Source organism: Telluria antibiotica (assembly GCF_011682055.1).
GTDB classification, from domain to species: domain Bacteria; phylum Pseudomonadota; class Gammaproteobacteria; order Burkholderiales; family Burkholderiaceae_D; genus Telluria; species Telluria antibiotica.
Genome location: NZ_JAAQOM010000001.1, coordinates 559,984 through 586,806, shown reverse-complemented (window position 1 = coordinate 586,806; position 26,823 = coordinate 559,984). Strand labels below are relative to the sequence as shown.

Sequence of the window (26,823 nt, the reverse complement as noted above, 5' to 3'; positions counted from 1 at the left end):
GCCGGCCGGCTCATATTGCTTGGCAATTCCCCATAAATGGAGCACTATCTCGAAAAGTGTTCAAATTAGGCCTGGGCGGTGTCCAGGTCAGACCAATGGAGGATGACAATGAGCAGTGCAAGCAAAGTGAGCCTGGAGAGCGCCTATTCCGGCGTAGCCGACAACTACCGCGGCGAGGACGTCGACCTGCACGCGATCTACCGCGACATGCGCAGGAACTCGCCGATCATCGCCGAGAATTTCATGGGCAAGCTCGGGGTGCCGAACATCGCCGGGCTGGATCCGAACCGCCCGACCTTCACGGTGTTCAAGTACAAGGAGGTGATGGCGGTGCTGCGCGATGCCGCCAACTACACCAGCGGCTTCATCGCCGAAGGCCTGGGGTCGTTCTTCGACGGCCTGATCCTCACGGGCATGGACGGCGAGGCCCACAAGAAGGCGCGCGCGTTGCTGCAGCCGATCTTCATGCCAGAGGTCGTGAACAGTTGGCGCGACACCAAGATGGACCCGATCGTGCGCACGGAATTCCTGCAGCCGCTGGCGGCCGAAAAGAAGGCCGACCTGATGGATTTCGGCCTGCTGTTCCCGATCCGCTTGATCTACGCGCTGATCGGTTTCCCCGGCAACGACCCCGAGAAGATCAAGCAGTATGCGGCATGGGCGCTGGCGATCCTGGCCGGTCCGCAGGTCGATGCCGAGAAGGCCGCGCAGGCACGCAAGGCCGCCATGGAGGCGGCCAAGGCGCTGTACGACGCCACGCACGAGGCGGTGGTGGAGGTGCGCCGCAACGGTGCCGAAAGCGACGACCTGATCAGCCGCCTGATCCGTGCCGAAAGCGACGGCCGCCGCTTCGACGACCATGAAGTCACGACGTTCGTGCGCTCGCTGCTTCCGGCCGCCGCCGAGACGACCACGCGCACCTTCGGTACCCTGATGACCTTGCTGCTGGAGCGGCCCGAACTGTTGGCGCGCGTACGAGCCGACCGCAGCCTGTTGCCGAAGGCCATCGACGAGGCGATCCGCTTCGAGCCGGTGGCCACGTTCAAGGTGCGCCAGGCCGCGCAGGATCTGGAACTGGCCGGCATGGCGATTCCGAAAGGCGCCATGGTCCAGTGCATCGTCACGTCCGCCAACCGCGACGAGGAGGCGTTCGAACGCAGCGAGGAATTCGATATCGACCGCAGACCCAAGCCGTCGTTCGGCTTCGGCTTCGGCCCGCACATGTGCATCGGCCAGTTCATCGCCAAGACCGAACTGCAGGTCGCGGTCAACGCCGTGCTCGACCTCATGCCCAACCTGCGCCTCGATCCGGACCAGCCGCCGCCGCGCATCACCGGCGCCCAGCTGCGCGGGCCGAAGCACGTCCACGTGGTCTGGGATTGAACGCTTCAACATTTTTATGAACAGAATCCAAAAAAGTGTTTAAAAAAATCCGGATTCTGTTCTAGAATTGACGGCAGAAGAAAGCCGTTCCGCATTGGAGCGTATTCCATTCCTTGGAGACAAACATGAAATTTGAAGACCTGATCCTTGTCAGCGTGGACGACCACGCGATCGAACCGCGCGGCGCTTTCGACCGCCACATGCCCGCCAGGTTTAAGGGCCGCCAGCCGCGCGTGGAGAACATCAAGGGCCGCGACGTCTGGGTGTTCGAAGACCGCGCGACCGGCTACATGGGCCTGAACTCGGTGGTCGGCCGCCCGAAGGAAGAGTACGGCATGGAGCCGCTTTCCTACGAGCAAATGCGCCGCGGTACCTGGGACATCAAGGCGCGTGTCGAGGACATGAACGCCAACGGCGTGCTCGGTTCGCTGTGCTTCCCGACCTTCCCGGGCTTCGCCGGCCAGCGCTTCCAGATGATGAACGACAAGGAAGTCAGCCTCGCCGCGATCCAGGCCTACAACGACTGGCACCTGCACGACTGGTGCAACGCCGCGCCGGGCCGCTTCATTCCGCTGATGATGGTGCCCTGGTGGGACATGCAGGCCGCCGCGGCGGAAGTCAAGCGCCTCGCGGCCCAGGGCGTGCACGCGCTGACGCTGTCCGACAACCCGACCGTGCACGGCTACCCGTCGATCCACAACGACCACTGGGATCCGCTGTGGAAGGCGTGCGCCGACAACGACGTCGTCATCTGCTGCCACATCGGCACCGGCGTCAAGGCCGCGCACGCGTCGGACGAATCGCCGATCGACGCCTGGATCACCTCCATGCCGATCTCGATCTCGAACTCGGCCGCGGACTGGATCTGGGCGCCGATGTGGAAGAAGTATCCGAAGCTGCGCATGGCGTTGTCGGAAGGCGGCATCGGCTGGATTCCGTACCTGCTCGAGCGCGCGGATTTCACCCACAGCCATCACCACGAGTGGACCAACTCCAACTTCGGCGGCAAGAAGCCCAGCGAGATCTTCAACGAACATATCATCACCTGCTTCATCGAGGATGCGTTCGGCCTGAAGAACCTGGACTCGATCAATGTCGACAAGGTCACGTGGGAATGCGACTACCCGCACTCCGACTGCACCTGGCCGAACTCGGCCGACGTGTTCTGGAAGCAGGCGCAACACCTGTCGGACGAGGTGATCAACAAGATCACCCACCTGAACGCGATGCGCGAGTTCTCGTACGACCCGTTCGCCATCCTCGGCCGCGAAAACTGCACGGTCGGTGCCCTCAAGGCGCAGGCTACCCACGTCAGCACCGAACCGGCCCTGGGCCTGGGCGGCGCGGCGCCGGAACGCGACCCGAACCGTCCGGTGACGTCGGGCGACATCAACAAGATGTTCGCCGCCGCGGACGCGCAGACCGCGCTCTGACCCTCACTGCCGCGATCGCTCCGCGCCGGCGCGCGTGGAGCGATCGTTCCAATGCCCATTCGAAGCATGAGCGACCATGTCCATTGACCAGTTCACCTACAGCCCCATCCCGCCCGAGGCCGAGGCGATCCGCGCCGAGGTGCGCGGCTTCCTCGCCGACGCGCTGGCGGACGTCCCGCCGGTCCGGCGCGCCGAGTCCTGGATGGGATTCGATGCCCGCTTCAGCCGCCGACTCGGCGAGCGCGGCTGGATCGGCATGGCCTTGCCGAAACGTTATGGCGGCGCCGAGGCCAGCCCGTTCGCCCGCTACGTCGTCATCGAGGAACTGCTGGCGGCCGGCGCGCCCGTGTCGGCGCACTGGTTCGCCGACCGCCAGAGCGGCCCGCAGATCCTGCACTACGGCACCGAGGCGCAGAAGGATTTCCACCTGCCCGCGATCTGCCGCGGCGAGCAGTTCTTCTGCATCGGTATGAGCGAGCCGAACTCCGGTTCCGACCTGGCCTCGATCAAGAGCAGCGCGCGGCGTGCCGGCGACAAGTGGATCGTCAACGGCCAGAAAGTCTGGACGACCAACGCCCACCGCTCGCACTACATGATCGCGCTGCTGCGCACCGATCCGGACAGCCGGCGCAACGAGGGCCTGTCGCAGTTCATCATCGACCTGTCGCTGCCGGGCATCACGATCCGCCCGATCAAGGACCTGACCGGCGCCAGCCATTTCAACGAGGTGTTCTTCGACGACGTGGCGCTCGACGCCGGCGCCCTGATCGGCACCGAGGGCCAGGGTTGGGCCCAGGTCACGGCCGAACTGGCCTTCGAGCGCAGCGGACCGGAACGTTTCCTGAGCTCCATCACGCTGCTGCAGTCGCTGGTCGGGGCGGTCGGCGCGGACCCGGACGCGCTGCAGGCCCGGGACATCGGCCGCCTGACCGCGCGACTGATCACCTTGCGCCAGATGTCGCTGGCGGTCACCGCCCAACTGGCGGCCGGCCGTAACCCGGCCTGGGAAGCGTCGGTCGTCAAGGAACTGGGAACGACCTTCGAGCAGGACATCCCGGAGCTCGCCGAGGCGCTGCTGGACGTCGCCCCCGCCACGCGCGGCGGCGGCGACCATGCCGGCGTGCTTGCCTACCTGATGCAGGAGGCACCTTCATTTTCACTGCGCGGCGGTACGCGCGAAATACTCCGCGGAATCATCGCGCGCGGATTGGGAATGCGTTAATCATGAGACAAATGTTCGATTCAACGGTCGAGCGCCTGTTCGCCGACCTGGCCAGCCCCGCTGCGGTGCTGGCGTGCGAGGACGGCCACTGGCCGCAAGCAATGTGGACGGCTGTCGAGGAGTCCGGGTTCCCGGTGGCGCTCGCGCCCGAGGCGCTGGGCGGGGCGGGCGCCAGATGGACCGACGTGTGCGGCGTGATCCGCCTGGCCGGGCGCTTCAACCTGCCGCTGCCGCTGCCGGAAGCGATACTTGCCAACTGGCTGCTGGGCGCGGCAGGGCTGGCGCCGGCAGCCGGCGCGGTCACCGTCGCCGGTGCCGGCTCGCTGCGGCTGCGGGATGGCGTGGTGAGCGGCGAAGCACTCGACGTTCCCTGGGGCGACGCCGTACCTCTGGTAGTGGCGGTGACGGGCGGCGCCGAGCCGGCCGTCGTGCTGCTGCCGACCGGGGCGGCGCGTCGCCGCGACGGCGCCAACGTCGCCGCCGAGTCGCGCGCGGCACTGGTGTTCGAGGGCGTTGCGCCGGTCGCCCAGGCGCCGCTGCCGGCGGGCTGGCCGGCGGACGTGCTGCTGCTGGGCGGCGCCATGGTACGCGCGGCCCAGATCGCGGGTGCGCTGGAAGGCGTGCTGGCACTCGCCACCACGTATGCCGGCGAACGAGTCCAGTTCGGCAAGCCGATCGGCAGCTTCCAGGCGATCCAGCACCAGGTGGCGGTGCTGGCCGAGCACGCAGCCGCGGCGGTGATGGCGGCCGAGGCGGCGTTCGCGGCGGCGGACACGCGCATCGTGCGACTGCAGGCGATCGCCGCCAAGATCTGCGCGTCCGAGGCGGCCGGCATCGGCGCGAGCGTGGCCCACGCGGTGCACGGCGCGATCGGCTTCACGCACGAGCACTCGCTGCACCTGAGCACGCGCCGGCTGTGGTCCTGGCGCAGCGAGTTCGGTTCGGCCAGCGCCTGGTCGCAGCGGCTGGGGCGGGCGGTCTGCGCCGCCGGTTCGCAGGGCTTCTGGCCCGGCGTCACCGACGGCCGTTTCGATACCCTGCAGGAGCAGCGCGCATGAGCCCCTTCCTGGCAATCGAACGCGAGGACGCGATCCTGACGGTGCGGATGGACAGCCCCGAGACACGCAACGCCCTGACCACGCCGGCGCAGATGCAGGAATTCGTCGACCTGTGCGCGGCGGTACGGCTCGACCGGAGCGTGAAGGTGATCATCCTGACCGGGAACGGCCCCGCCTTCTGCGCGGGCGGCAACGTCAAGGACATGGCCGAGCGCGGCGGCATCTTCGCCGGCTCGCCGTACGAGGTCAGCGAAAGCTACCGCAACGGCATCCAGCGCATCCCGACCTGCCTGTACAACCTGGACGTCCCGGTGATCGCGGCGCTGAACGGCCCGGCGATCGGCGCCGGCCTCGATCTCGCCTGCATGTGCGACGTGCGGATCGCGGCCGACGGCGCCAAGTTCGCCGAGAGCTTCGTCAAGCTGGGCATCGTGCCCGGCGACGGCGGCGCCTGGCTGCTGCCGCGCATCGTCGGCATGCCGAAGGCCAGCCTGATGGCGCTGACCGGCGACGCGATCGACGCCGCCACCGCGCTGGCGTGGGGCCTCGTGACCGAGGTGGTGCCGGCGGCGCAGTTGCACGACACGGCGCTGGCGCTCGCGCGCCGCATGGCGGCCAATCCTTCGCATGGGCTGCGCCTGACCAAGCGCCTGCTGCGCGAGGGCCAGCACATGCGGCTCGACTCGCTGCTCGAGATGTCGGCCGCCTACCAGGCGCTGGCCCATCACACCGAGGACCATGCCGAGGCGGTGTCCGCCTTCCTCGGCAAGCGCGAACCGCAATACCAGGGCCGCTAGGCCCGGATCATCATCAGGAGAAGCAGCATGCGCAGTGTGTTCCGTGAAGACCACGAGATGTTCCGCGAAATGGCCCGGCGGTTCATCGAGAACGAGATCGTGCCCCACTTGCCGGAGTGGGAGCACGCGGGGATCGTCCCGAAGTCGGTGTGGCGCAAGGCCGGCGAGGTCGGCCTGCTGTGCTCCACCGTGCCCGAGGAGTATGGCGGCGCCGGCGGGGACTTCGGCCACTCGGCCGTGATGATCGAAGAACTGGCGCGCGTCAACGCCACCGCGATCGGCTTCACGACCCATTCCGAGATCGTGGCGCCCTATATCGTCGCGTACGGCAGCGAGGAACAGAAGCGGCGCTGGCTGCCCCGGATGGTCAGCGGCGAGATGATCGGCGTGATCGCGATGAGCGAGCCGGGCATCGGTTCCGACCTGCGCTCGATGCGTACCAGCGCGCGGCGCGACGGCGACGATTACGTGGTGAACGGCCAGAAGACCTTCATCACGAACGGCGGCAACGCCGACCTGATGGTCACCGCGACCAAGCTGGATCCCGGTGCCAAGGAGCTGACCCTGGTCTGCGTCGAGGCCGACCGGCCCGGCTTCTCGAAGGGCAAACTGCTGGAAAAGATCGGCCTGAAGGGGCAGGATACGTCCGAGCTGTTCTTCGACGACGTGCGGGTACCGGTAGCGAACCGCCTGGGCGAGGAAAACAAGGGTTTTTCGTACCTGACGCACCAGCTGGCGTGGGAGCGCACGATCATCGGTTTGCGCGCCGCCGCGAGCATCGAAGCGCTGCTCGAGGATACGCTGGAATACGTCCGCGAGCGCAAGGTGTTCGGCAAGTCGGTGTTCGACTTCCAGAACACCAAGTTCAAGCTGGCCGAGTGCAAGGCCCAGGCCACGATGTTGCGCGTGTTCGTTGACGACTGCCTGGGCAAGGCGATGCGCGGCGAGCTGTCGGCCGAGGTCGGCGCGATGTGCAAGCTGATGGGATCGGAAATGCAGGGCAGGGTGCTCGACGAGCTGCTGCAGCTGCACGGCGGCTACGGGTTCATGAGCGAGTACAAGATCAGCCGCGCCTGGGTCGACGCCCGCGTCGCGCGCATCTACGGCGGCACGTCGGAGATCATGAAGGAAATCATCGCCCGCTCGCTGTAATCCCTCAGCCTCCGCTGGTCCGTATCAGGAACTGGCGGAACGCCTCGCCCGGCTGCTCCAGCGGCCGGTCGCGGTGCCAGATCAGCCCCACCTCCATGTCCGGCACGACGTCCAGGATCGGCCGCGTCTCGATCTTCTTGCCCTCGAGCGACCAGTGGCGGTACACCATGTCCGACAGGATGCTCACGCCGAAGCCATGGGCGATCAGGCCGCGCAGCGCTTCCATCGAACTGGTGCGGAAGGCGATGTGCGGCTGCACGCCACGCGCGGCCCAGTAGCGCCGCGTCGACGCCTCGCTCTCGTCCACCGTCACCTGGATGTACGGATACGCCGCGATATCGGACAGCGCGGCATTGTCCCTGCCGAGCAGCGGATGGTCGGCCGCCATCCACAGCTGGCGCCGCGAACGCACCAGCACGTGATGGCCGAACCGCTCCCGTTCCGGCATATTCGACAGGATCACCACGCCGACATCCAGCCGTCCCGCCGCGACCTGTTCCTCGATGGCCTCGCGGTGCATGTCCGCCAGGTCGATCTCGACATCGGGGTACTGGGCGCGGAAACGCGCCAGCAGCGGCGGCAGGAAATAGCCGAGGAGCGTGTACGAGGCCCCGACCCGCAGCGTGCCGGCCAATTGCAGCGCCGGCAGGTGCTGCTCGCGCAGGCAGTCGGCCAGCGAGTCGAGGATGCCGCGCGTGCGGTGGTAGAAGCGCTGGCCGTCGGCCGTGAGGGCGACCCCGTGCGGCCTGCGCTCGAACAGGCGCACGCCCAGCTCCTGCTCCAGCATCAGCACCGCGTTGGTGATCGCCGACTGCGACACGTGGGCGCGCGTGGCGGCCATCGAGAAGCGGCCGGTCTCGGCCGCGGCGACGAAGTAGCGCAGCTGGCGCAAGGTGACGTTATCGGTGCTGGACATGCGTTTTTCTGATACCTGGGCTCATGATTCTTGATTTTACGATAGTTGAACATTTTTGTAGACTCTGTTCATAAAAACTTTTGACGGAGACCTATCGATGAATTCGCCGCTAACGCCTGCCGCCGGGGCAGCGCTGCGCGCCGTCGCGCTCGACGACAAATACACGGTCGATACGGGACGCATCTATCTCAGCGGCGTACAGATGCTGGCGCGCCTGCCGATGCTGCAGAAGGAACGCGACCGCGATGCGGGCCTGAACACCGGCGGCTACGTGTCCGGCTACCGCGGCTCGCCGCTGGGCGGACTGGACCTCGCGCTGTGGAAAGCGAAAAAACACCTCGACAGCCACGACGTCGTGTTCCAGCCCGGCCTGAACGAGGACCTGGCCGCCACCGCGGTGTGGGGCACGCAGCAGGTCAACCTGTACGACAGCGCCACCCGCGACGGTGTCTTCGGCATGTGGTACGGCAAGGGGCCCGGCGTGGACCGCTCGGCCGACGTGCTCAAGCACGCGAACGCTGCCGGGACGTCGGCCAAGGGCGGCGTACTGATGCTGGTGGGCGACGACCATGCGGCCAAGTCGTCCACGGTGGCGCACCAGTCGGAGCACCTGCTGGTCGCATGCGGCATTCCCGTCCTGTATCCGTCCACCGTGCAGGAATTCCACGATTACGGCCTGCACGGCTGGGCGATGAGCCGCCATGCCGGGCTGTGGGTGGCGATGAAGTGCGTGACCGACGTGGTGGAGTCGTCGGCATCGGTGGAGATGGACCCGGAGCGCCTGCGCATCGTGGTGCCGGACACGCCGATGCCGGCGGGCGGCCTGAGCATCCGTTGGCCCGACGGCCCGCTGGAGCAGGAAGCCCGCCTGGTCGAGCACAAATGGTATGCCGCTCTCGACTATGTCCGCGCCAACAAGCTGAACCAGGTGGTGCTCGATGCGCCGCAAGCGCGCTTCGGCATCGTCGCGGCCGGCAAGGCGTATCTCGACCTGCGCCAGGCGCTCGTCGACCTGGGCCTGGACGAGGCGGCCTGCCGCGCCATCGGCATCCGCATCCTGAAGGTCGGCTGCGTGTGGCCGCTGCACGCGGACGACGTGCGCGAATTCGCTGCCGGGCTGGACGAGATCCTGGTCGTCGAGGAAAAGCGCCAGGTGCTCGAGTATGCGATCAAGGAGCAGCTGTACAACTGGCCCAGCGACCGGCGTCCCCGCGTGTACGGCAAGTTCGACGAGCGCGGCATGGAAGGCGGGGAGTGGGCCACGCCGCGCGGAGAATGGCTGCTGCCCGCGCGTTATGAACTTTCGCCCGCGCTGATCGCCAAGGCGGTCGCGCGCCGTCTCGGCCAGGCCGGCCTGCCGCCAGAGTTGCGTGTCGCGATCGACGAGCGCCTCGCCGTGATCGCGGCCAAGGAGCGCGAGGCCGCCCGGCCGCGCGTCACCGCGGAGCGCAAGCCCTGGTTCTGCTCGGGTTGTCCGCACAATACGTCGACCAGGGTCCCGGCGGGTTCGCGCGCGCTGGCCGGCATCGGCTGCCACTACATGGCGTTGTGGATGGACCGTAACACCGAGACGGTGGCCCAGATGGGCGGCGAGGGCGTGAGCTGGCTCGGCCAGATGCACTTCACGCGCGACAAGCACGTGTTCGTGAACCTCGGCGACGGCACCTATTTCCATTCCGGCCTGCTGGCGATCCGCGCGGCGATCGCGGCCAAGGCCACGCTGACCTACAAGATCCTCTACAACGATGCTGTCGCGATGACCGGTGGCCAGCCGGTGGACGGCACGCTGACCGTGCCGCAGATCGCCCAGCAGGTGGTCAGCGAAGGCGCGGTGCGGGTCGTCGTGGTGAGCGACGAACCGGAAAAATATGCGCAACGCGCCGGCCTGCCGGACGCCGTCACCGTGCACCACCGCGACCAGTTCGATGCCCTCCAGCTCGAACTGAGGGAGCTGGCCGGCGTGTCGGTCATCATCTACGACCAGACCTGCGCCACCGAGAAGCGGCGCCGGCGCAAGCGCGGCGAGCTTCCCGACCCGGCACGGCGCGCCTTCATCAATCCGGCGGTCTGCGAGGGCTGCGGCGATTGCTCGGTGGCGTCGAACTGCCTGTCGGTCGAGCCGCTCGAGACCCCGCTCGGCACCAAGCGCAAGATCAACCAGAGTTCCTGCAACAAGGATTTCTCGTGCGTGAACGGATTCTGTCCGAGCTTCGTCACCGCCGAGGGGGCGCAACTGCGCCGTCCCGGGACCGCCGCGCCGGCCGCCGTGCAGGCGCCGCCGGTTCCGGAGCCGGTGCAGGCGGCACTCGACGGCGTCTGCGGCATCGTCGTGCCCGGCGTGGGCGGGACGGGCGTCGTGACGATCGGTGCGCTGCTCGGGATGGCGGCACACCTGGAAAACAAGGGTGTCAAGGTGCTCGACATCACCGGCCTCGCGCAAAAGGGCGGGGCCGTGCTCAGCCACGTGCAGATCGCGGCCCATCCGGACAGCATTTACGCGACGCGTGTGCCGACGGGCGAGGCGGATGTGCTGATCGGCTGCGATGCCATGGTGGCCGCGTCGGGCGACGCGCTGTCGCGCGTGCGGCGCGGACGCACCCGCGCCGTCGTCAACAGCGCCTCGGTGCCGGCCGCCGCCTTCCTGTCGAATCCGGACTGGAAGTTCCCCGGCGCCGACACGGAAGCCGACCTGCGCACCAGCATCGGCGACGCCTGCGAGTTCGTCGATGCGAACGCGCTGGCGCTACGCCTGTTCGGCGACACGATCTACGCCAACCCGCTGCTGCTCGGCTATGCATGGCAGAAGGGCTGGGTGCCGCTGGGACGCGCGGCGCTGCTGCGCGCGATCGAGTTGAACGGCGTGTCGGTCGAGAAGAACCAGCAGGCCTTCGAGGCCGGCCGGCGCGCGGCACACGACCCGGCCGCGTTGCCGTCGTCCGCCGCTGCAACGCAAGCCAGGCCGCTACAGATGCCTGTCACGCTCGACCGCCTGATCGACCAGCGTGTGGCCCTGCTGACGGCTTACCAGAATCCAGCGTACGCGGAGCGCTACCGGTCGGCGGTGGAGCGGCTGCGCAAAGTGGAGTCGAAAGTCGATCCCGGCGGCAGGCTGGCGCTGACGGCGGTGGTGGCGCGCAACCTGGCCAAGCTGATGGCGTACAAGGACGAATACGAAGTCGCGCGCCTGCACAGCGCCCCCGAGTTCCTGGCCGAGTTGCGCAACCAGTTCGAGGGCGAGCCCGGCAAGGATTACCAGGTGTATTTCCACCTGGCGCCGCCGCTGACCGCCGCGCGCGACGCCGCCGGCCGGCTGGTCAAGCGACGCTTCGGTCCATGGATGATGCGGGCATTTTCCGTGCTGGCCCGGTTCAAGGGATTGCGCGGCACGCCGCTCGACCCCTTCGGCAAGACCGCCGAACGGCGCCGCGAACGCCGGTTGGTCGAGAATTACTTTAACCTCGTGCAGCTGTTCTGCGAAACCCTGACCCCGGAACGCCTCGACGCCGCCATGGAGCTGGCGCGCGTGCCCGAAACGATACGCGGCTATGGCCACGTGAAGGAAAAGAACATGGACGCGGCCTCCGAACGGCGCGTCCAGCTGATGGCGCTCTACCGCGCCCTGGCTCAACATAACAAGACCTGAAGGAGATAGCATGAAAATACTGGTACCCGTCAAACGCGTGGTCGACTACAACGTCAAGGTTCGCGTCAAGTCCGACGGCAGCGGCGTCGATATCGCCAACGTCAAAATGTCGATGAACCCGTTCGACGAGATCGCGGTGGAAGAAGCCACGCGCCTGAAGGAAGCCGGCAAGGTCACCGAGATCGTGGCCGTGACCTGCGGCGTCGCCCAGGCCCGGGAAACCCTGCGTACCGCGATGGCGATCGGCGCCGACCGCGGCGTGCTGGTCGAGACCGGTGCCGAGATCGAGCCGCTGGGCGTCGCCAAGGTGCTGAAGGCACTTGCCGTCGAAGAGCAGCCGCAACTGATCATCCTGGGCAAGCAGGCGATCGACGACGATTCGAACCAGACCGGCCAGATGCTGGCTGCGCTGCTGGGCTGGCCGCAGGCGACGTTCGCATCGAAAGTCGTGCTGGAAGACGGCAAGGTCACCGTGACCCGCGAAGTGGACGGCGGCCTGGAAACCGTGCAGTTGACCCTGCCGGCCATCGTCACCACCGACCTGCGCCTGAACGAGCCGCGCTACGTTACGCTGCCGAACATCATGAAGGCCAAGAAAAAGCCGCTGACGACCGTCAAGCCGGAAGACCTGGGTGTCGACGTCACGCCGCGCCTGAAAACCGTCAAGGTCGCCGAGCCGGCCAAGCGTTCGGCCGGCGTCAAGGTGCCCGACGTGGCGACCCTGGTGGCGAAGCTGCGCACCGAAGCCAAAGTCATCTAATCAAGGTTAAGGAATACATCCATGGTCGTACTCGTCATTGCTGAACACGACAACGCCTCGCTGAAGGCCGTCACCCTGAACACCGTTACCGCAGCCGCGCAATGCGGCGCGGTATCCGGTAGCAACGTCCACATCCTCGTCGCCGGCAGCGGTTGCGGCGCCGTCGCGGAACAAGCGGCCAAGGTCGCGGGCGTGGCTAAAGTGCTGGTCGCCGACGCGCCGCAATTTGCCGACGGCCTCGCCGAGAACGTCGCCGAGCAGATCCTGGCCGTCGCCGGTAACTACTCGCACATCCTGGCCCCGGCCAGCGCCTACGGCAAGAACGTGCTGCCGCGCGTCGCCGCCAAGCTGGACGTCGCCCAGATCTCGGAAATCACCAAGGTCGATTCGCCCGACACGTTCGAGCGTCCGATCTACGCCGGTAACGCCATCGCCACCGTCCAGTCGACGGACAACGTGAAAGTCATCACCGTGCGCGGCACCGGCTTCGACGCCGCCGCAGCCGAAGGCGGTTCGGCCGCCGTCGAAACCGTCGCCGCCGTCGCGGATTCGGGCAAGTCGAGCTTCGTGGGCCGCGAACTGGCCAAGTCGGACCGTCCGGAACTGACCGGCGCCAAGGTTGTTGTTTCTGGCGGCCGGGGCATGGGCTCGGGCGACAACTTCAAGATCCTGGAACCACTGGCCGACAAGCTGGGCGCCGCGATGGGCGCATCGCGCGCGGCCGTCGACGCGGGCTACGTGCCGAACGACTGGCAGGTGGGCCAGACCGGCAAGATCGTCGCGCCGCAACTGTACATCGCCGTCGGTATCTCGGGCGCGATCCAGCACCTGGCCGGCATGAAGGATTCGAAGACCATCGTCGCCATCAACAAGGATCCGGAAGCGCCGATCTTCTCGGTGGCCGACTACGCACTGGTGGGGGATTTGTTCGAGGTGGTGCCGCAACTGGTCGAGGCACTGGGCTGAACGGCGCGCGTTCCCGCGCGCTGGAATGAAAAACAGGGGCTGGCGCCCCTGTCGGTGTCAGTAGCGGGCCGCCACCACTTCCGGATCGAACACCTCCTGCGGCGTTCGCACGCTCGGTCCGAGGATCGGACCCACGACCTCGTGGCCCCAGGTCGACAGCTTCTCCGGGTTGAGCTCGAAACCGTCGTCATGCCAAGGTTCGAGCTCGGCGATGCATTCGATGGCGAAGCCCGACGGCGTGAAGTGATAGAAGGACATGTGCGGATCCTGGGTATGCTGGCCGAGGGTCATCATCATCTGCAAGCCCTTCTTGCGTACCAGGTCATAGGTCTCGCCGACGTCGCGCACCGAATTGACGGTGATGCCCACGTGCTGCACACCGGCCTTGCCGGGACCGAAGCCGTAGGCGATGTCGTGGCTGGTATGGGTATTGAGCTTGGCGCCGAAGAAGCCCGTCTTGCCCTTGCCCGCGCCGGCGCCGTAGTAGCGCATGCCCATGACGACGGTCAGGAAGTGTTCCAGCTCTGGTCCGAATTCCGGCGTGATGACCACCACGTGGCCGACACCACGTTCGCCGCAAGTGAAGCCGCCGTGCGGGCGACCCGGCTGGAACGAACGGGGCATCCATTTCTGCGCGTAGAACAGCTCGTGCTGGTAGCCGACCGGATCGCGGAAGCGGATCAGTTCCTTGACGCCGCGGCGCTCGCGCAAGGCGTCGTCGGCAAAGGTGACTTCGACGCCGTGCTCGCGGAAGCGCTCCACTGCGGCATGGAACTCGAGCTTTCCTTTTGCTTCCCAGCCGATGTAGGCCAGTCGGTCGATCTTCCCGGGGTGGAAGGCGATCCGGTGGCGCCGGTCGTCCATCCTGAAGTACAGCGATTCCTGGTCGTCCTCCGGCGCGTTGCCGGTCTGGAAGCCCATGACCTGCGGGCCGTATTCGCGCCAGGCGTCCAGGTTGGCGGTCTCGAAGCCGAGATAGCCGATGCCGATGATGTCCATTGTCTCCTCCTTTCGTTTTATGATTGGTACGCGCCGCTAGACGGCCAGCAGGCCGCCGTCGACCACGAGGTCCGAGCCGGTCATGAAGCGCGCCTCGTCGGACGCGACGTAAAGCGCGAGCGAGACGACTTCCTCGGGCTCGCCGGGCCGGTCCTGCAGCACGCCGTCGAGGATGACGCGGCGCATCGCCGGATTATCCACGAAGGCGGCGGTGCCGGGCGTGCGCACGAAGCCCGGGCTGATGCTGACCGCGCGGATGCCCAGCGGCGCGCCTTCCACCGCCAGCTGGCGCGTGAAGGACACGACCGCGCCCTTGGCCGCGCTGTGCGCGCTGAGCCCGGCCGCGCGGGAACCGCCCCAGGCCGCGGTCGAGGCGATATTGATCACTACGCCGCCTTGCGCCGCCAGGTGCTTCCACGCCACGCGGGTCGTGAAGAAAATGAGGTCGAGTTCGTTGCGGATGGTGTAGTGCCAGTCTTCGACCGACATCTCGCCGACCGGCGCGAATTTCGCCGCCGACGCATTGTTGTACAGGATGTCGATACGGCCGCATTCCTCGGCGGCGGCCTCGACCCAGCGCTGCGCCTGTTCGGGGTCGCCGAGGTCGACCGGCGCGCTTCCGTGCAAGGTAAAGCCTTCGGCCGCCATCAGGCGCGCCGTTTCCTCGTGTCCGGCGCGGTCGACGTCGCAGCCGACCACGGTGGCGCCTTCGCGCGCGAAATACAGGGCCGCGACGCGGCCCTGGCCGCCGCCGGTGCCCGTGATCAGCGCGACCTTTCCAGCTAATCGGTTCATGCGGGGGCCTCGACGGCGATGGCCTCGGCCGGGCAGGCGGCGGCGCCTTCGCGCGCGCTCTCCAGCAGCTCGTCGGGGACGACGTCGCTGTCGACGTAGACGATGCCGCCGGCATCGAGCTTGTAGATTTCCGGGCAGATGGCGGCGCACAGGCCGTAACCGCAGCAGCGGCTGCGTTCGATGACTACGCGGTGAAGCAGTTGATCGCTCATGATTCGTCTCTTTGGTAATTATCCGGCCGCGGCGGCCGTGAGACGATTATGCACACAAATCGAAAAACTGTCACGTTTTGCGCGAGACTAGAACAGGATGTTGCCCACCTTCGTTGCCGCCTTGCGCAACGCCTGGCCGAGTTTCTCGATCTCGGCTTCCGCATGCTGGCCGCGGAAGGTCACCGCGGACATCGCGTACGCCATGGTGCCGGCACGGTCGTTGACGGGCGCCGCGATCGCGAGGATGCCGGCGGAGAAATAGCCGTCGTCGACCGCCCAGCCCTTGCCGCTTGCGTCCGCGACCTGGCGGCGGTAATCGTCGAAGCCGAGCGGACGCGCCCAGCGCACCTTGTCGAACGCGGCGCGCAGGCGCTCGTCGTCCAGGCCGAGCTTGCCTGCGAACAGGCGCCCGCTGGCGCCCATCAGCACCGGCAGGCGCTGGCCGATCGCCATGTCGATGCGCAGGTCGCCGGGGCTCGTTTCCGAACTGACCAGCACGATGCGGTCGTTGCCCATGCGGCGCCACAAGGTGACGGTGACGTGGTGCGCCGCCGCGAATTCCTGCATCAGCGGGCGCACGACGTCGAGCCGCTGGCCCTGCGTGACCAGGTGCTCGACGAGCTTCGCCAGCCCCAGTCCGGTCGTATAGGTTTTCGACAGCGGGTCGAAGTCGAGCATTTCCTCGGCCACCAGGGTGCGCAGCGTGTTGAAGCAGGTGCTCGGATTGATCGCCAGCTCGCGTGCGATATCGGCCGCCCGCTCGGGCGAACCGGATGCTGTCAGGAAGCGCAGGATGCGGATCGCGTTGACGACGGGCTTGACGGTGACGCCGGTCGAGGAATCGGACTGGTCGTCGCTGGGGGTGTTGCCTGCCATGGTGTGCTCCGGACAGGATGCCGCGGGGCTCCGCGGGCAAATCCATGTCTAAAATCCAATTCTAAGGTTAGAATCGTTACGGAGCAAGGCCAGGGCGCGGAACGCCCGGTCCCTAGTCGCGTACCAGCAGCAGGCTGCCGGCCAGCGGACCACCGCCGGAGGCTACCACCGAGACCTGGTGCGGCGCCGCCTGGCGCGCGCCGCCGCGCCCCCAGAGCTGGGTGCACGCTTCGTGCACGTACCCGAGGCCATGGGTACGGCCGCCCGACAACTGGCCGCCGTTCGTGTTCACGGGTACGGTGCCGTCGAGGGCGATGCGCTGTCCCCCTTCGACGAAGCGGCCGCTCTCGCCGCGCGGACACAGGCGCAGCGACTCCATCCACATCATCGTCAGGATCGAGAAGCCGTCGTACAGCTGGGCGGTCCCGACCTCGGACGGTTTGACGTCGGTGCGCGACCACATCATGTCCGCGGCATCGCGCGTGGCCATCGCCGTGAGGTCGATCTGGTCCCAGGACCAGGGCTGGTGCAGGGCCGCGCCGATCGCCTCGATCCGCACCGGCGGGTTGGACAGGTCGCGGGCGGCGTCGGCCCGCGACAGGACGATCGCGGTCGAGGCGTCGCAGTGGACGTCGCAGTCGAGCATGCGCAGCGGCGTCGAGATCATGCGCGAGGCCATGTAGTCGTCCATGGTCAGCGGCGTGCGGTAGATCGCCTTGGGATTGAGCGCCGCGTTGGCGCGGCAGGTCAGGGCGATCTGCGCCAGCTGCTCGGGCGTGGTGCCGTAGTCGTGGAAATGGCGCTGCGCGTACATCGCCATCAGGTTGACCCCGGATAGCACGTTGAAGGGCGTATACCATTGCCAGGAAGCGCTGCTGTCGCGTCCCACCGTCTTGTTGGTCAGCGCGCTGGCGCCCTTGTCCGTCTGGCGCCGGGTCGCTTCGGTAATGGTGCGGAAGACCAGCACGTGGCGGCACAACCCGGCCGCGATCGCCATCGCGCCGTTGATGACGCCGGCCAGAGGCCCCGGTCCTTCGTAGCCGCCGCCGTACCAGTTGACCTTCAGCCCGAGTGTGCCGATCAGCGCGTTCGGCCCGACCGGGGAAAACGCGTCGCCATTGTTGTTGTCCCCCGGCCAGCAGGAAACGCCGTCGATGTCGTCGCGGGTCAGGCCGGCGTCGGCGATCGCTTCCAGGCAGGCATCGAGCGTGAGCCGCATCGCCGACTTGTCCGACGGTCGCCGCACTTCCGACTGGCCGATGCCGGTGATCGCCACGTTTTTCTCATGAATCCGGTCGCTCATCATGCCGCCCTTTCGAACAGGGGAATCCAGACGTCCTCGACCTGCTCGAAGCGGACGCGCACCGGCATGTCGATGGCCACCTGGTCCGGATCGATCCCGACGATATTGGTCACGAACTGCAATCCCTTCTGCTCGGCCAGCTCGACGATGGCGATGACAAAGGGTTCCTTGAGGTCGGGGCGCCAGGGTTGGTGATTGACCGTATAGGTGACGACTTTTCCGCGCCCGGAGACTGGCTGAGGCGCGACGTCCTGGCTGAGGCAGCGTGGGCAGATCGGCGCCGGCGGCTGGAAAAAGCGTGCGCATGCGGCGCAGTGGTGCATCTGCAACTGGCCGGTGGCGCCGCCCTGCCAGAACGCCCGGTTGTCGGCGGTGAGTGCCGGAAGTTTTCTTGTCATGACTTGGCCTTTGGCTAGCGATTGCGGACTATTCTCGGGAAGATTCTACAACTTTGTAGACATAAATTGAAAATATGTTTAAAGTTTTCGCGAAAGCGCTACTTTTAACCAGGAACACAAAGAAAGGTCACACGATGTCCCCTCGACTCGATTCCCGCGTCATCGTCATCACCGGCGGCTTCGGCGCGCTGGGCCGCGCCGTCGCCGCACGGCTCGTCGCCGCAGGGGCGCGCGTCGCGCTGCTCGACCGCGCGCCGGTGGCGCAGGCCGGTTTGCCGGATGTCGCGCTGGCGCTCGGCGGCGTCGAGCTGGGCGAGGAAGCCGGTTGCCAGGCGGCGTACGCCCAGGTCGTCGGCGCCCTCGGCGCGGTGCACGGCGTCGTCAACGTGGCCGGCGGGTTCACCTGGGAGACGGTCGAGGGCGGCACGCTGGCCTCGTGGGACCGGATGTACGAGACCAATGTGCGCACCGCGGTCGTCAGCTGCCGCGCCGCATTGCCCTACCTGCTCGCGAACGGCGGGAGCATCGTCAACGTCGGCGCCGCCGCGGCGCAGAAGGCCGGCACGGGCATGGGCGCCTATGCCGCGTCCAAGGCCGGCGTGGCGCGTCTGACCGAAGCGCTGGCGGAAGAACTGAAGGACCGCGGCGTCACGGTCAACGCGGTCCTGCCGAGCATCATCGACACGCCGGCTAACCGCGCCGACATGCCGGGTTCCGACTTCACCCGCTGGGTCGCGCCCGACAAGCTGGCGGCGGTCATCGCCTTCCTGCTCTCGGACGAGGCGTCGGCGCTGACCGGCGCGTGCATCCCGGTCAACGGCCGCGTCTAGCATCCCGCGCCACCGGCGCGCGGGCAACCATAACAAGAACGGGAGACACAACATGAGACTGGTTACTTACCGCGATGCGTCCGGCGCCATGCGTCCGGGGGCATTAATCGAATCCGACACCGCGATCGTCGACCTGAGCCGGGCCGCCAGTGCGACCGGCCTGGGCGGCTGGCCCGCGTTCGGCAGCATCCTGGCGCTGGTCGAGGCGGGCGACGAGGCCATGGCCGAGGCACGCCGCCTCGTCGCCCGCGCTCCGGCGGACGCGGTCGTCGAGCGCGCCGCGGTGAAACTGTGTGCGCCGATCCAGCCGCCGCCGCAGATGCGCGACTGTTCCTGCTTCGAACTGCACCTGAAACAAAGTTTCGCGGCGGCGCGGCGCGCGCGCGTGGCCCACCTGCCGAATCCGGAGGAAGCGCTGGCGCAGATGAACACGCGTGCCGACGAGCGGGTCATCGCCACGTTCAACCGCCAGCCGATCTACTACAAGTGCAACCGCTTCGCCGTGGTCGGGCCGGACGACGACGTGATCTGGCCCGCGTACAGCAAGGCGATGGACTTCGAACTCGAATTCGCCTGCTACATCGGGCGCAAGGGCAAGGACATCCCGCGCGAGAAGGCGCGCGGGCACATCGTCGGCTACACGATCTTCAACGACATGAGCGCGCGCGACATGCAGGCGGTGGAGATGGGCGGCATGCTGGGCCCCGCCAAGAGCAAGGACTTCGACACCGGCAACGTGATGGGTCCGTGCCTGGTCACCGCCGACGAACTTCCCGACCCCTACGACCTCACGATGGTCGCGCGGGTCAACGGCGAGGAGTGGGGCAGGGGCAGCACGCGCGACATGCGCTGGCGCTTCGAGGACGTGATCGAGCACATCTCGCGCTCCGAGACCTTGTACCCGGGCGAGGTGCTGGGCTCGGGCACGGTCGGCAACGGCTGCGGACTCGAGCAGCTGCGCTACCTGAAGCCGGGCGACGTGATCGAGCTCGAGGTCGAGGGCATCGGCATCCTGCGCAGCCGCATCGTGCGGCCCTGAGCCGCGCTCCGCAACGCTTTCCGGCGCCACCGGCCGCAGAGTCCGGGACGCCGCTTCCACGACCTTACAGGAGACAACCATGGTCGGAACCAAGAACGGCGCGGCGATCGACTTCGCCGAATTCAGGCAGGGCTGGCGCGTCCTGTTGCTGGCGATCGCCGGCGTCATGATCAGCATTAACGCCACCCTGCTGTACGGCTTCGGGGTGCTGGTGATTCCCCTGCAGCAGCAGTTCGGCTGGCCGCGCCCGGCGCTGCAGGCCGCGATCAGCTTCCTGTTCGGCGGCGCCGTGATCGGGTTGCAGCTGGTCGGCTGGCTCAACCTGCGCTTCGGCATCAAGCGCGTCACCCTGGTGTCGCTGTTCACGATGGCGCTGGGCTACCTGGCCACCACGCAGATCCGGGGTTCGGTGTGGTCGTTGTACGCCGCCTTCTTCCTCCTGCCCATCGTCGGGATGGGCGCGCTGGCCGTCACCTGGACCCAGTTGCTGAACCTGTGGTACGTGCGCAACCGCGGCCTGGCGTTGGCGCTGGGCCTGTCGGGCACCGGGATCACGGCCGCGGTCACGCCGCCATTGTTCGCCTGGGGCGTGGCCCACTGGGGCTGGCAGGCGCCGTTCGTGATCCTGGCGCTGGGCAACGTGCTCATCGGGATGCCGCTGACGCTGGCCTGGTTCCGCCTGCCGCAAGTGCGCGCGGCAGGGGAGGCCGCCCAGCCGGCGCCCGCGCTGTCCGGCATGAGCTTCCGCGCCAGCGTGGCGTCGCCCAAGTACTGGATCTGCAACGTCGCGTTGTGCCTGGTGGTGTCGGCGGTCATGGGCATGGTCACGAGTACCGTGCCGATGCTGCGCGACCGCGGCCTGGCGCTGGCCAGCGCCACCCAGGTGTTCGCCTGGTTCGGCATCGCGCTGATCGGTGGGCGCCTCGTGGTCGGCTACCTGCTCGACAGGCTGTGGCCGCCCGCCGTCGCCGCCGTCAGCCTGGCGTTGCCGGCCGCTGGCGCCGCGATCTTCCTGTCGGGCAGCGCCGACCTGGCCCTGCTCAGCCTCGCGGCCGCGCTGGCGGGCCTGGGCGCCGGTGCCGAGTTCGACATCGCCGCCTTCCTGATGGCACGCTATTTCGGCCTGAAGGACTACGGCCGCATCTTCGGGCTGCACCAGGGCCTGATCACGGTGGCCTCGGCGGGCGCACCTCTGATGTTCGCGGCCATGTTCAGCGCGACCGGAAGCTACACGACGATGCTGGTGTATTGCGCGGCCAGCACGCTGGCGGGTTCGCTGCTGCTGCTGACGCTGGGGCGCGTTCCCCAGGCGGCCATGCAGGCCCGCGCCGCGGCCTGAGATTTTTATTTACCGAGGAACCGAAACATGTCGCTCAATTCCGTAGTGATCGCCGGCGCCGGGCACGCCGGCGTGCAGGTGGCCTTGTCCCTGCGCCAGGAAGGCTTTGCCGGCCGCATTGCCCTGGTCAACGACGAACCGTGGCTGCCGTACCAGCGCCCGCCGTTGTCGAAAGCCTATCTGCTGGGGAAGATCGACGCCACGGCGATGCAGTTCCGCCCGGCGGCGTTCTATGCCGAGCAGCGCATCGATCTCGTGGCGGACCGCGGCGCCGCCATCGACCGCCAGAATCGAAGGCTGCTGCTGGCCTCCGGCGCGGCGCTCGACTACGACCACCTGGTGCTGGCCACCGGCGCCCATAACCGGCCCCTGAACGTGCCGGGCGCCGCGCTGGCGGGCGTGTACGGCGTCAAGACCCGTGCCGATGCCGAGGCGCTGGCGCCGCTGCTCGCCACGGCCCGGCGCGTGGTCGTCATCGGTGCCGGTTTCATCGGCCTGGAATTCGCGGCGGTCGCGGCGGCGGCCGGTGCCGCGGTCGAGGTGCTGGAGCTGGGCGAGCGTCCGATGGCGCGCGCGGTGTCGCCGCAGATGTCCGAGCTGTTCCGCGCGGCGCACGCGTCCTGGGGCGTGAATTTCCGCTTCCGCACCGCGGTGTCGGAAATCGAAGGCGACAACGGCAAGGCCGTGGCGGTGCGGGCGGCGGACGGCGAGAGGCTCCCGGCCGACCTGGTCGTGTACGGGATCGGCGTCATCCCCAACGTCGCACTCGCGCTCGAGGCGGGCCTGTCGATCGACAACGGCATCCGCGTGGACGCCAACCTGCTGACGTCCGACCCGCACATTTCCGCGTTGGGCGATGTCGCCTCGTTCCCCTGCCTGCAGAACGGCGAACGGCTGACGCGCCTGGAATCGGTGCAGAACGCCGTCGACCAGGGCCGGCTGATCGCCGCGCGCCTGACCGGCAAGCCGGCGCCGTACACGGCCCTACCCTGGTTCTGGACCGACCAGGGCAATCTCAAGCTGCAGATCGCGGGACTGTCCACGGGCGCCGACAACCACGTCGTGCTGGGCAACCCGGCGACGCAGCAGGTGTCGGTGCTGTGCTTCCGCGGCGAACAGCTGCTGGCGGTGGAGTCGTGCGGGCGGATCGGCGACCACATGGCGGCACGCAAGATCCTCGCCCGTCCGCCGGCGCTGACACCGGCGGTGGCGGCGGCGCCCGGCTTCGACCTCAAGGCGTGGGAAGCGGCGAATCGCTGAAGTCGCGCAGCCAGGCCTGGTCGTCCAAGCACAGTGCCTCGGGACGCGCGCTGAAGTCCCAGGTCGAGCCGACGATCCGGATCGCCTGCGGCGCGCGCGCGGGCTGCTGGGCGTAGCAGCGGCCGGTGAGGTGGGCGTGCGGCTCCTGGTCGATGTCCTTCAGGCGGCCTAGCGAGATCAGGGCGCAGCGGCGCAGCACGAGGGCCGCTTCCGCCTCCCCGGTCGGCAAGGTGCCCAGCGCCCAGCGCGCCATCCCCTTGCGCATGTCGACGCCGGCATACGGCGCCGGCCCCAGAATCGTGCTGCCGTCGACCTCCCAGTCGAGGAGCGGCGCGCCGTCGCGCCACAGGCGCGCATGTGAGCGTCCCTCGACGTGGCGCGGCACCTCGATGTCGTAGCGCCGATAGGGATCGCCGCGCGCGGCGAGGGCGATCGCCAGTCCGGCAAGGTCGAACATATGGGTGCACTGCTGGGTCGCGTCGGTGTACAGCGTGACCGAATTGGCAACACCATCCAGGCGCATCCCGGCCAGGCGGTTCAGCTCGGGCGCCGCGCCCGGGCAGGCGCTGAACGGATGGCGCGGCGTTTCCCCGCGCACCGCGGTCACGACGCCGCCGCGATGCTCGAGCGCGACACGGAAATGATGAAAGTCGTCCTCGAGCACGGCGCGCACCTGTCCACCCTGGTCGTCCTGTTGGCCGGCCAGCTCGATGCGTCTGCGAAAGCGTTGCATGGAGTATTTCCTGGTATGAGTTGATGGAGTGAATGTGTACAATAACAGAAAATCTGTTTAAAAGTGAGGAGGGGTGACATGGATCTTCTGAAGGACAAGGTGGCGCTGGTGACGGGCGCCGGCGGCGGCATCGGCCGTGGCGTGGCGCGCCGTTTCGCGCGCGAGGGCGCGGCGGTGGTGATTGCGGAGATCGACCGCGCGAGCGGCGCCCAGGTGGCGCGCGAGGTCGAGGAACTCGGCGGCAGGGCGCTGTTCGTGCATACCGATGTCCTGCAGAAGGCGTCGGTGGAGGCCGCGGTGGCGGCGGCGGCCGAGCGGTTCGGCGGGCTCGACATCCTCGTGAACAACGCGTTCGTGCCGACGCCGAACGTCTTGCTTGAAGACAAGACCGACGAGATGCTGGAACAGACGCTGACGTCGACCGTGAAGGCCTGCTGGTGGGCGATGCGCGCGGCGCTGCCGCACATGCGCGCCCGGGGCGGCGGCAAGGTCGTGAACTTCTATTCGATCGACGTGGACATCGGCGCCTGGCTGCATGCCGACTACAACACCGCCAAGGCGGGCATCGTCGGCCTGACGCGCAGCGCGGCGGCCGAGTGGGGCCGCTTCAACATCACAGTGAACGCGATCGCGCCGACGGCGATGGGCGCCACGTTCCACAAGCTGGCCGCCGAGAATCCGGGATTCGCGGAGCGTTCGGCGGCCATGCGCCCGCTGGGGCGCTGCGGCGACCCGGAGGACGACATCGGCCCGGTGGCCGTGTTCCTGGCCAGCGACATGTCGCGCTACGTCACCGGCGAATCCTTCCACGTGGACGGCGGGCTGCACCTGCCCGGATACAACTCGCGGCCGGCCCATGTGCCGGTCAGGGAATACTGATTCATCTTTTTTGATTGGATGCCTGTAACGATGTACACCCCACCCGCCGCAAGGGCCGGCCAGCCCGCGACCGACAAGCGCAACCGGCGCGCCGAGGCGACCATCGAGGCCATCCTCGCGGCAACCGAGGCGATCGTCCTGCGCGAAGGGTCGGACCGCATTTCCGTCCTCGACGTGTGCGCGCTCGCGCAGGTGTCGCGCGGCACGTTCTACCGTTATTTCTCGTCGCAGGACGAGCTGCTGGACGCGTTCGCGCGCCATAAGCGGTCGTCGTTCCAGAAGGCCATGGCGGACGCGGTGGGGCCGCACGTGGATCCCGACGCGCGCTTTCACGCGCTGGTGCGCTACCTGGACAACTACGCGGCGCACGGCCAGGCCCGCCTGCTGCTGCGCGCCGCGCCGGAATACACGCTGCGCCTGTTCGGGCGCCTGTTCCACGAATCGCTGGTGCGCATCGAGGAACTGATGCGCGCCGTGTTCGATTCCTGGGACCGGCGCCTGGGCATCCGGACCGACCGCGAACTGATCTGCGAACTCCTGATCCGCTGCGTGCTGAGCGAACTCGTGGTGCCGAACAAGCAGCCGGAAGACGGCATCCGCCGCATCGTTGCGTTCCTGTATTCGCTCGTCGAATGCGAGGCGCGCGCAACGCCGGAAAAATAAAACTAAACACATTTGCCATTTCTGTCTATTTTTGGCATGATGGGTCCTGATGCAAAGCACCGACCGAGTGCAGCCTGATGGAGACAACGTAGCGCTTGCGGGCAGGCCCTGTTACGGCCCTGTTGCGGCCCGCTGTGTCCGGACGATTGCGCCGAGTAGTCGGAAAATCAATCGCCACAGGGAGACACCACATGCTCATCGACCTTCACGCCCACGCCCCGCATCCGGGTTACTACAACCAGCACCCGCACTGGGGCCCCTTCTTCGAACAACGTCCGGACGGCGACATCAAGCTGCGTGTCGGCCACTGGATCCTGTCGCTCGGTTCGCCGGAACGCCGCGCGGCCCTGCAGAAGGCGCGGGCCGAAGGCAAGACGCTCGACATCAACCAGTACCTGGACCGCTGGGCCGACCCGAAGACGCGCCTGGCCGGCATGGACGCGGCGGGGCAGAGCGCCCAGGTGGTGTCGGTGCCGTCGCACTGCTACATGTACTGGGCCGAGCCGGAGTTCGGCGTGCCGTTTGCCCGCAAGGTCAACGACGTGCTGGCCGAGTACTGCTCGGCCGCGCCGAACCGCCTGATGGCATGGGCCCATGCGCCGCTGAACGTGCCGGTCGAAGCGGCCAAGGAAATCCGCCGCGCCTGCACCACGCTGGGCGCCAAAGGACTGGTGGCGGGCGGCGCCAACTTCGGCGGACTCGAATTCGATTCGCCGGAGCTGGACCCGGTATGGGAAGCGCTGTGCGACCTCGACCTGCCGATGTTCGTGCACGGCTATAACCAGTCGGTGACGTGGGGCGAGAACGCCAACAGCGACAACTACGAGACCACGGCCATCGTCGGCATGAACTACGACGAGACGAAGTGTTTCTGGAACATGATCAACGGCGGCGTGTTCGACCGCTTCCCGAACCTGAAGGTCTACATCACCCACGGCGGCGGCTTCGTGCCCTACCAGCTGGGCCGCCTGGCGCAGACCAATCCGAACCTCGACGTGGCGCACAACAAGAAGCCCGTGCTCGAGTACCTGAAGAACTTCTATTTCGACGTCGAGCTGCACGAACTGCCGATGCGCCAGGCGATGATCGAGGTCATCGGCGCCGACCGCGTGCTGTACGGCTCGAACTTCGGCGGCAGCGACGCGGTCCGCCACGACCTCACCGACGGCCTGCGCCTGTCCGACGAGGACCTGCAGAAGATCCGCTGGAAGAACGCCTGCGACCTGTTGCACATCGATCCGTCCACGCTGGTCGAGGTGGCCAAGCCGGCGGCGCACGCGGCATGAAGATCGCGCGCTGCACCGATGGCGGTGCTCCCTTCTGGGCGCTGGTCGACGCCGGCGAGCAGACGTTGCGCCCGATCGCCGGCGCGTTCGCCGACTGGGCGCCGGCACTGACCCGCGCGATCGCCGCCGGCCGCGCGGACGAGGGCAGGGAAGCCTTGCCCGTGTTCGGACCGGCCCTGGCGCTGGCAGACGTCCGCCTGCTGCCACCGGTCGAGCCGGTCAACCGCGTGGTCGTGGCCGGCGCCAACTATGCCAAGCACCTCGCCGCCGACTTCGGATTGAGCTCGCCGCAACAGCCGATCGCCTTCCTGAAGGCGTACGGCGCGCTGATCGGGGCCAGCGACCCGATCCGCTACCCGCCGCTGACCAGGGAGCTGGACCACGAGGTCGAACTGGTGGTGGTGGTCGGCGCCACGCCCGTCGATCCCGCGCAGCCGCTCGCCAGCGTGCTCGGCTACACGGTCGGCAACGACGTGTCGGCGCGCGACCTGCAGCGCAGCGGCCCGGCCGGCATCGGCATGGACCTGTTCGCGGCCAAGAGCCAGGACCGCAGTACCGGCGTCGGCCCCTGGATCGTGACGCGCGACGAGTTCCCGGCCGGCAGCCCGCGCCTCGGCCTGACATTGAAGGTTAACGGGCAGGTACGGCAGGACAGCAATACCGGCGAGATGACGTGGGACGTCGGGCAGTTGCTGAACTTCGTCGAGGCGCGCTCCAGCTTTGCGCCGGGCGACATCATGTTCACCGGCTCGCCCGCGGGCGTCGGCCAGGGAACGGGCCTGTTCCTGCAGCCTGGGGATGTGGTCGAAGCGAGCGTCGAAGGTATCGGCGCCATCAGGAATATCGTCGGGCCCCGGCCCGGCGCATGAGGAGACAGGAAT

Annotated in this window: 25 protein-coding genes; 17 read left to right on the top strand and 8 right to left on the bottom strand. The window is 67.7% G+C overall.

Annotation, left to right across the window (positions count from 1 at the left end):
* Positions 1–108: 108 nt before the first annotated feature.
* From HAV22_RS02350 to HAV22_RS02325, 6 genes are all read left to right on the top strand, one after another.
* The gene (locus HAV22_RS02350; RefSeq protein ID WP_166856078.1) at positions 109–1,383 is read left to right on the top strand and encodes a cytochrome P450; all 1,275 of its coding nucleotides are present in this window, start codon (positions 109–111) and stop codon (positions 1,381–1,383) included.
* A 125-nt stretch (positions 1,384–1,508) separates the two neighbouring features.
* On the top strand, positions 1,509–2,816 hold the full coding sequence (locus HAV22_RS02345; protein WP_166856076.1) for an amidohydrolase family protein: 1,308 nt from the start codon (positions 1,509–1,511) through the stop codon (positions 2,814–2,816).
* A gap of 76 nt (positions 2,817–2,892) precedes the next feature.
* The gene (locus tag HAV22_RS02340; RefSeq protein WP_166856074.1) at positions 2,893–4,038 is read left to right on the top strand and encodes an acyl-CoA dehydrogenase family protein; all 1,146 of its coding nucleotides are present in this window, start codon (positions 2,893–2,895) and stop codon (positions 4,036–4,038) included.
* Positions 4,039–4,049: 11 nt separating this feature from the next.
* Positions 4,050–5,096, top strand: a complete 1,047-nt coding sequence (locus tag HAV22_RS02335) for an acyl-CoA dehydrogenase family protein (protein WP_229421014.1) — start codon at positions 4,050–4,052, stop codon at positions 5,094–5,096.
* Complete coding sequence (locus tag HAV22_RS02330) at positions 5,093–5,893, top strand: crotonase/enoyl-CoA hydratase family protein (protein WP_166856070.1); 801 nt, start codon at positions 5,093–5,095, stop codon at positions 5,891–5,893. Before HAV22_RS02335 ends, HAV22_RS02330 begins: the two co-directional genes overlap by 4 nt.
* A gap of 27 nt (positions 5,894–5,920) precedes the next feature.
* Positions 5,921–7,045: an acyl-CoA dehydrogenase family protein gene (locus HAV22_RS02325; RefSeq protein ID WP_166856068.1), complete on the top strand. Its 1,125-nt coding sequence runs from the start codon at positions 5,921–5,923 to the stop codon at positions 7,043–7,045.
* 4 nt (positions 7,046–7,049) lie between these two features.
* Here the strand turns inward: HAV22_RS02325 and HAV22_RS02320 are convergent, their stop codons facing one another.
* The gene (locus HAV22_RS02320) at positions 7,050–7,961 is read right to left on the bottom strand and encodes a LysR family transcriptional regulator (RefSeq protein ID WP_166856066.1); all 912 of its coding nucleotides are present in this window, start codon (positions 7,959–7,961) and stop codon (positions 7,050–7,052) included.
* 97 nt (positions 7,962–8,058) lie between these two features.
* On the opposite strand from HAV22_RS02320, the gene HAV22_RS02315 reads away from it, so the two are divergent.
* Genes HAV22_RS02315 through HAV22_RS02305 form a run of 3 tightly spaced genes read left to right on the top strand, consistent with a single transcriptional unit; the run spans position 8,059 to position 13,330 of the window.
* Positions 8,059–11,604 (top strand): indolepyruvate ferredoxin oxidoreductase family protein, encoded by a 3,546-nt coding sequence (locus tag HAV22_RS02315; protein WP_166856064.1) that lies wholly within the window; start codon positions 8,059–8,061, stop codon positions 11,602–11,604.
* A 10-nt stretch (positions 11,605–11,614) separates the two neighbouring features.
* Complete coding sequence (locus HAV22_RS02310) at positions 11,615–12,364, top strand: electron transfer flavoprotein subunit beta/FixA family protein (RefSeq protein ID WP_166856062.1); 750 nt, start codon at positions 11,615–11,617, stop codon at positions 12,362–12,364.
* Positions 12,365–12,385: 21 nt separating this feature from the next.
* Entirely contained in the window at positions 12,386–13,330 is a 945-nt protein-coding gene (locus HAV22_RS02305; protein ID WP_166856060.1) for an electron transfer flavoprotein subunit alpha/FixB family protein, read from the top strand.
* Positions 13,331–13,387: 57 nt separating this feature from the next.
* Here HAV22_RS02305 and HAV22_RS02300 read toward each other — a convergent pair whose 3' ends face one another.
* From HAV22_RS02300 to HAV22_RS02275, 6 genes are all read right to left on the bottom strand, one after another.
* A complete protein-coding gene (locus HAV22_RS02300; RefSeq protein ID WP_166856058.1) occupies positions 13,388–14,329 on the bottom strand; it encodes a VOC family protein in 942 nt (313 codons plus the stop codon).
* Positions 14,330–14,365: 36 nt separating this feature from the next.
* Entirely contained in the window at positions 14,366–15,124 is a 759-nt protein-coding gene (locus HAV22_RS02295) for an SDR family NAD(P)-dependent oxidoreductase (RefSeq protein WP_166856056.1), read from the bottom strand.
* Positions 15,121–15,336, bottom strand: a complete 216-nt coding sequence (locus tag HAV22_RS02290; protein WP_166856054.1) for a ferredoxin — start codon at positions 15,334–15,336, stop codon at positions 15,121–15,123. Before HAV22_RS02290 ends, HAV22_RS02295 begins: the two co-directional genes overlap by 4 nt.
* Before the next feature lie 87 nt (positions 15,337–15,423).
* Positions 15,424–16,212 carry an IclR family transcriptional regulator gene (locus HAV22_RS02285; protein ID WP_166856052.1) on the bottom strand — a complete coding sequence of 263 codons (789 nt, stop codon included), beginning with the start codon at positions 16,210–16,212 and terminating at the stop codon, positions 15,424–15,426.
* Positions 16,213–16,324: 112 nt separating this feature from the next.
* Positions 16,325–17,488: a thiolase family protein gene (locus tag HAV22_RS02280; RefSeq protein ID WP_371869503.1), complete on the bottom strand. Its 1,164-nt coding sequence runs from the start codon at positions 17,486–17,488 to the stop codon at positions 16,325–16,327.
* A 26-nt stretch (positions 17,489–17,514) separates the two neighbouring features.
* Positions 17,515–17,913 carry a Zn-ribbon domain-containing OB-fold protein gene (locus HAV22_RS02275; protein WP_166856050.1) on the bottom strand — a complete coding sequence of 133 codons (399 nt, stop codon included), beginning with the start codon at positions 17,911–17,913 and terminating at the stop codon, positions 17,515–17,517.
* Between the two features lie 134 nt (positions 17,914–18,047).
* On the opposite strand from HAV22_RS02275, the gene HAV22_RS02270 reads away from it, so the two are divergent.
* From HAV22_RS02270 to HAV22_RS02255, 4 genes are all read left to right on the top strand, one after another.
* The gene (locus HAV22_RS02270; RefSeq protein WP_166856048.1) at positions 18,048–18,743 is read left to right on the top strand and encodes an SDR family NAD(P)-dependent oxidoreductase; all 696 of its coding nucleotides are present in this window, start codon (positions 18,048–18,050) and stop codon (positions 18,741–18,743) included.
* 52 nt (positions 18,744–18,795) lie between these two features.
* Positions 18,796–19,782 (top strand): fumarylacetoacetate hydrolase family protein, encoded by a 987-nt coding sequence (locus HAV22_RS02265; RefSeq protein ID WP_091662892.1) that lies wholly within the window; start codon positions 18,796–18,798, stop codon positions 19,780–19,782.
* 79 nt (positions 19,783–19,861) lie between these two features.
* Positions 19,862–21,121 (top strand): MFS transporter, encoded by a 1,260-nt coding sequence (locus tag HAV22_RS02260; RefSeq protein WP_166856046.1) that lies wholly within the window; start codon positions 19,862–19,864, stop codon positions 21,119–21,121.
* A gap of 27 nt (positions 21,122–21,148) precedes the next feature.
* A complete protein-coding gene (locus tag HAV22_RS02255; RefSeq protein WP_166856044.1) occupies positions 21,149–22,381 on the top strand; it encodes an NAD(P)/FAD-dependent oxidoreductase in 1,233 nt (410 codons plus the stop codon).
* Here the strand turns inward: HAV22_RS02255 and HAV22_RS02250 are convergent.
* The gene (locus HAV22_RS02250; RefSeq protein WP_166856042.1) at positions 22,353–23,114 is read right to left on the bottom strand and encodes a DUF2889 domain-containing protein; all 762 of its coding nucleotides are present in this window, start codon (positions 23,112–23,114) and stop codon (positions 22,353–22,355) included. The genes HAV22_RS02255 and HAV22_RS02250 overlap by 29 nt on opposite strands.
* Positions 23,115–23,192: 78 nt before the next feature.
* Between HAV22_RS02250 and HAV22_RS02245 the strand changes: the two genes are divergently transcribed.
* The 4 genes from HAV22_RS02245 (at position 23,193) to HAV22_RS02230 (ending at position 26,811) form a co-directional block, all read left to right on the top strand.
* Complete coding sequence (locus tag HAV22_RS02245; protein WP_166856040.1) at positions 23,193–23,993, top strand: SDR family NAD(P)-dependent oxidoreductase; 801 nt, start codon at positions 23,193–23,195, stop codon at positions 23,991–23,993.
* Positions 23,994–24,023: 30 nt separating this feature from the next.
* Positions 24,024–24,656: a TetR/AcrR family transcriptional regulator gene (locus HAV22_RS02240; protein ID WP_229421013.1), complete on the top strand. Its 633-nt coding sequence runs from the start codon at positions 24,024–24,026 to the stop codon at positions 24,654–24,656.
* A 191-nt stretch (positions 24,657–24,847) separates the two neighbouring features.
* Positions 24,848–25,942 (top strand): amidohydrolase family protein, encoded by a 1,095-nt coding sequence (locus tag HAV22_RS02235; RefSeq protein WP_166856037.1) that lies wholly within the window; start codon positions 24,848–24,850, stop codon positions 25,940–25,942.
* Positions 25,939–26,811, top strand: coding sequence for a fumarylacetoacetate hydrolase family protein (locus HAV22_RS02230; protein ID WP_166856035.1), 873 nt, complete (start codon positions 25,939–25,941; stop codon positions 26,809–26,811). The genes HAV22_RS02235 and HAV22_RS02230 overlap by 4 nt, the downstream gene beginning before the upstream one ends.
* Positions 26,812–26,823 lie beyond the last annotated feature (12 nt).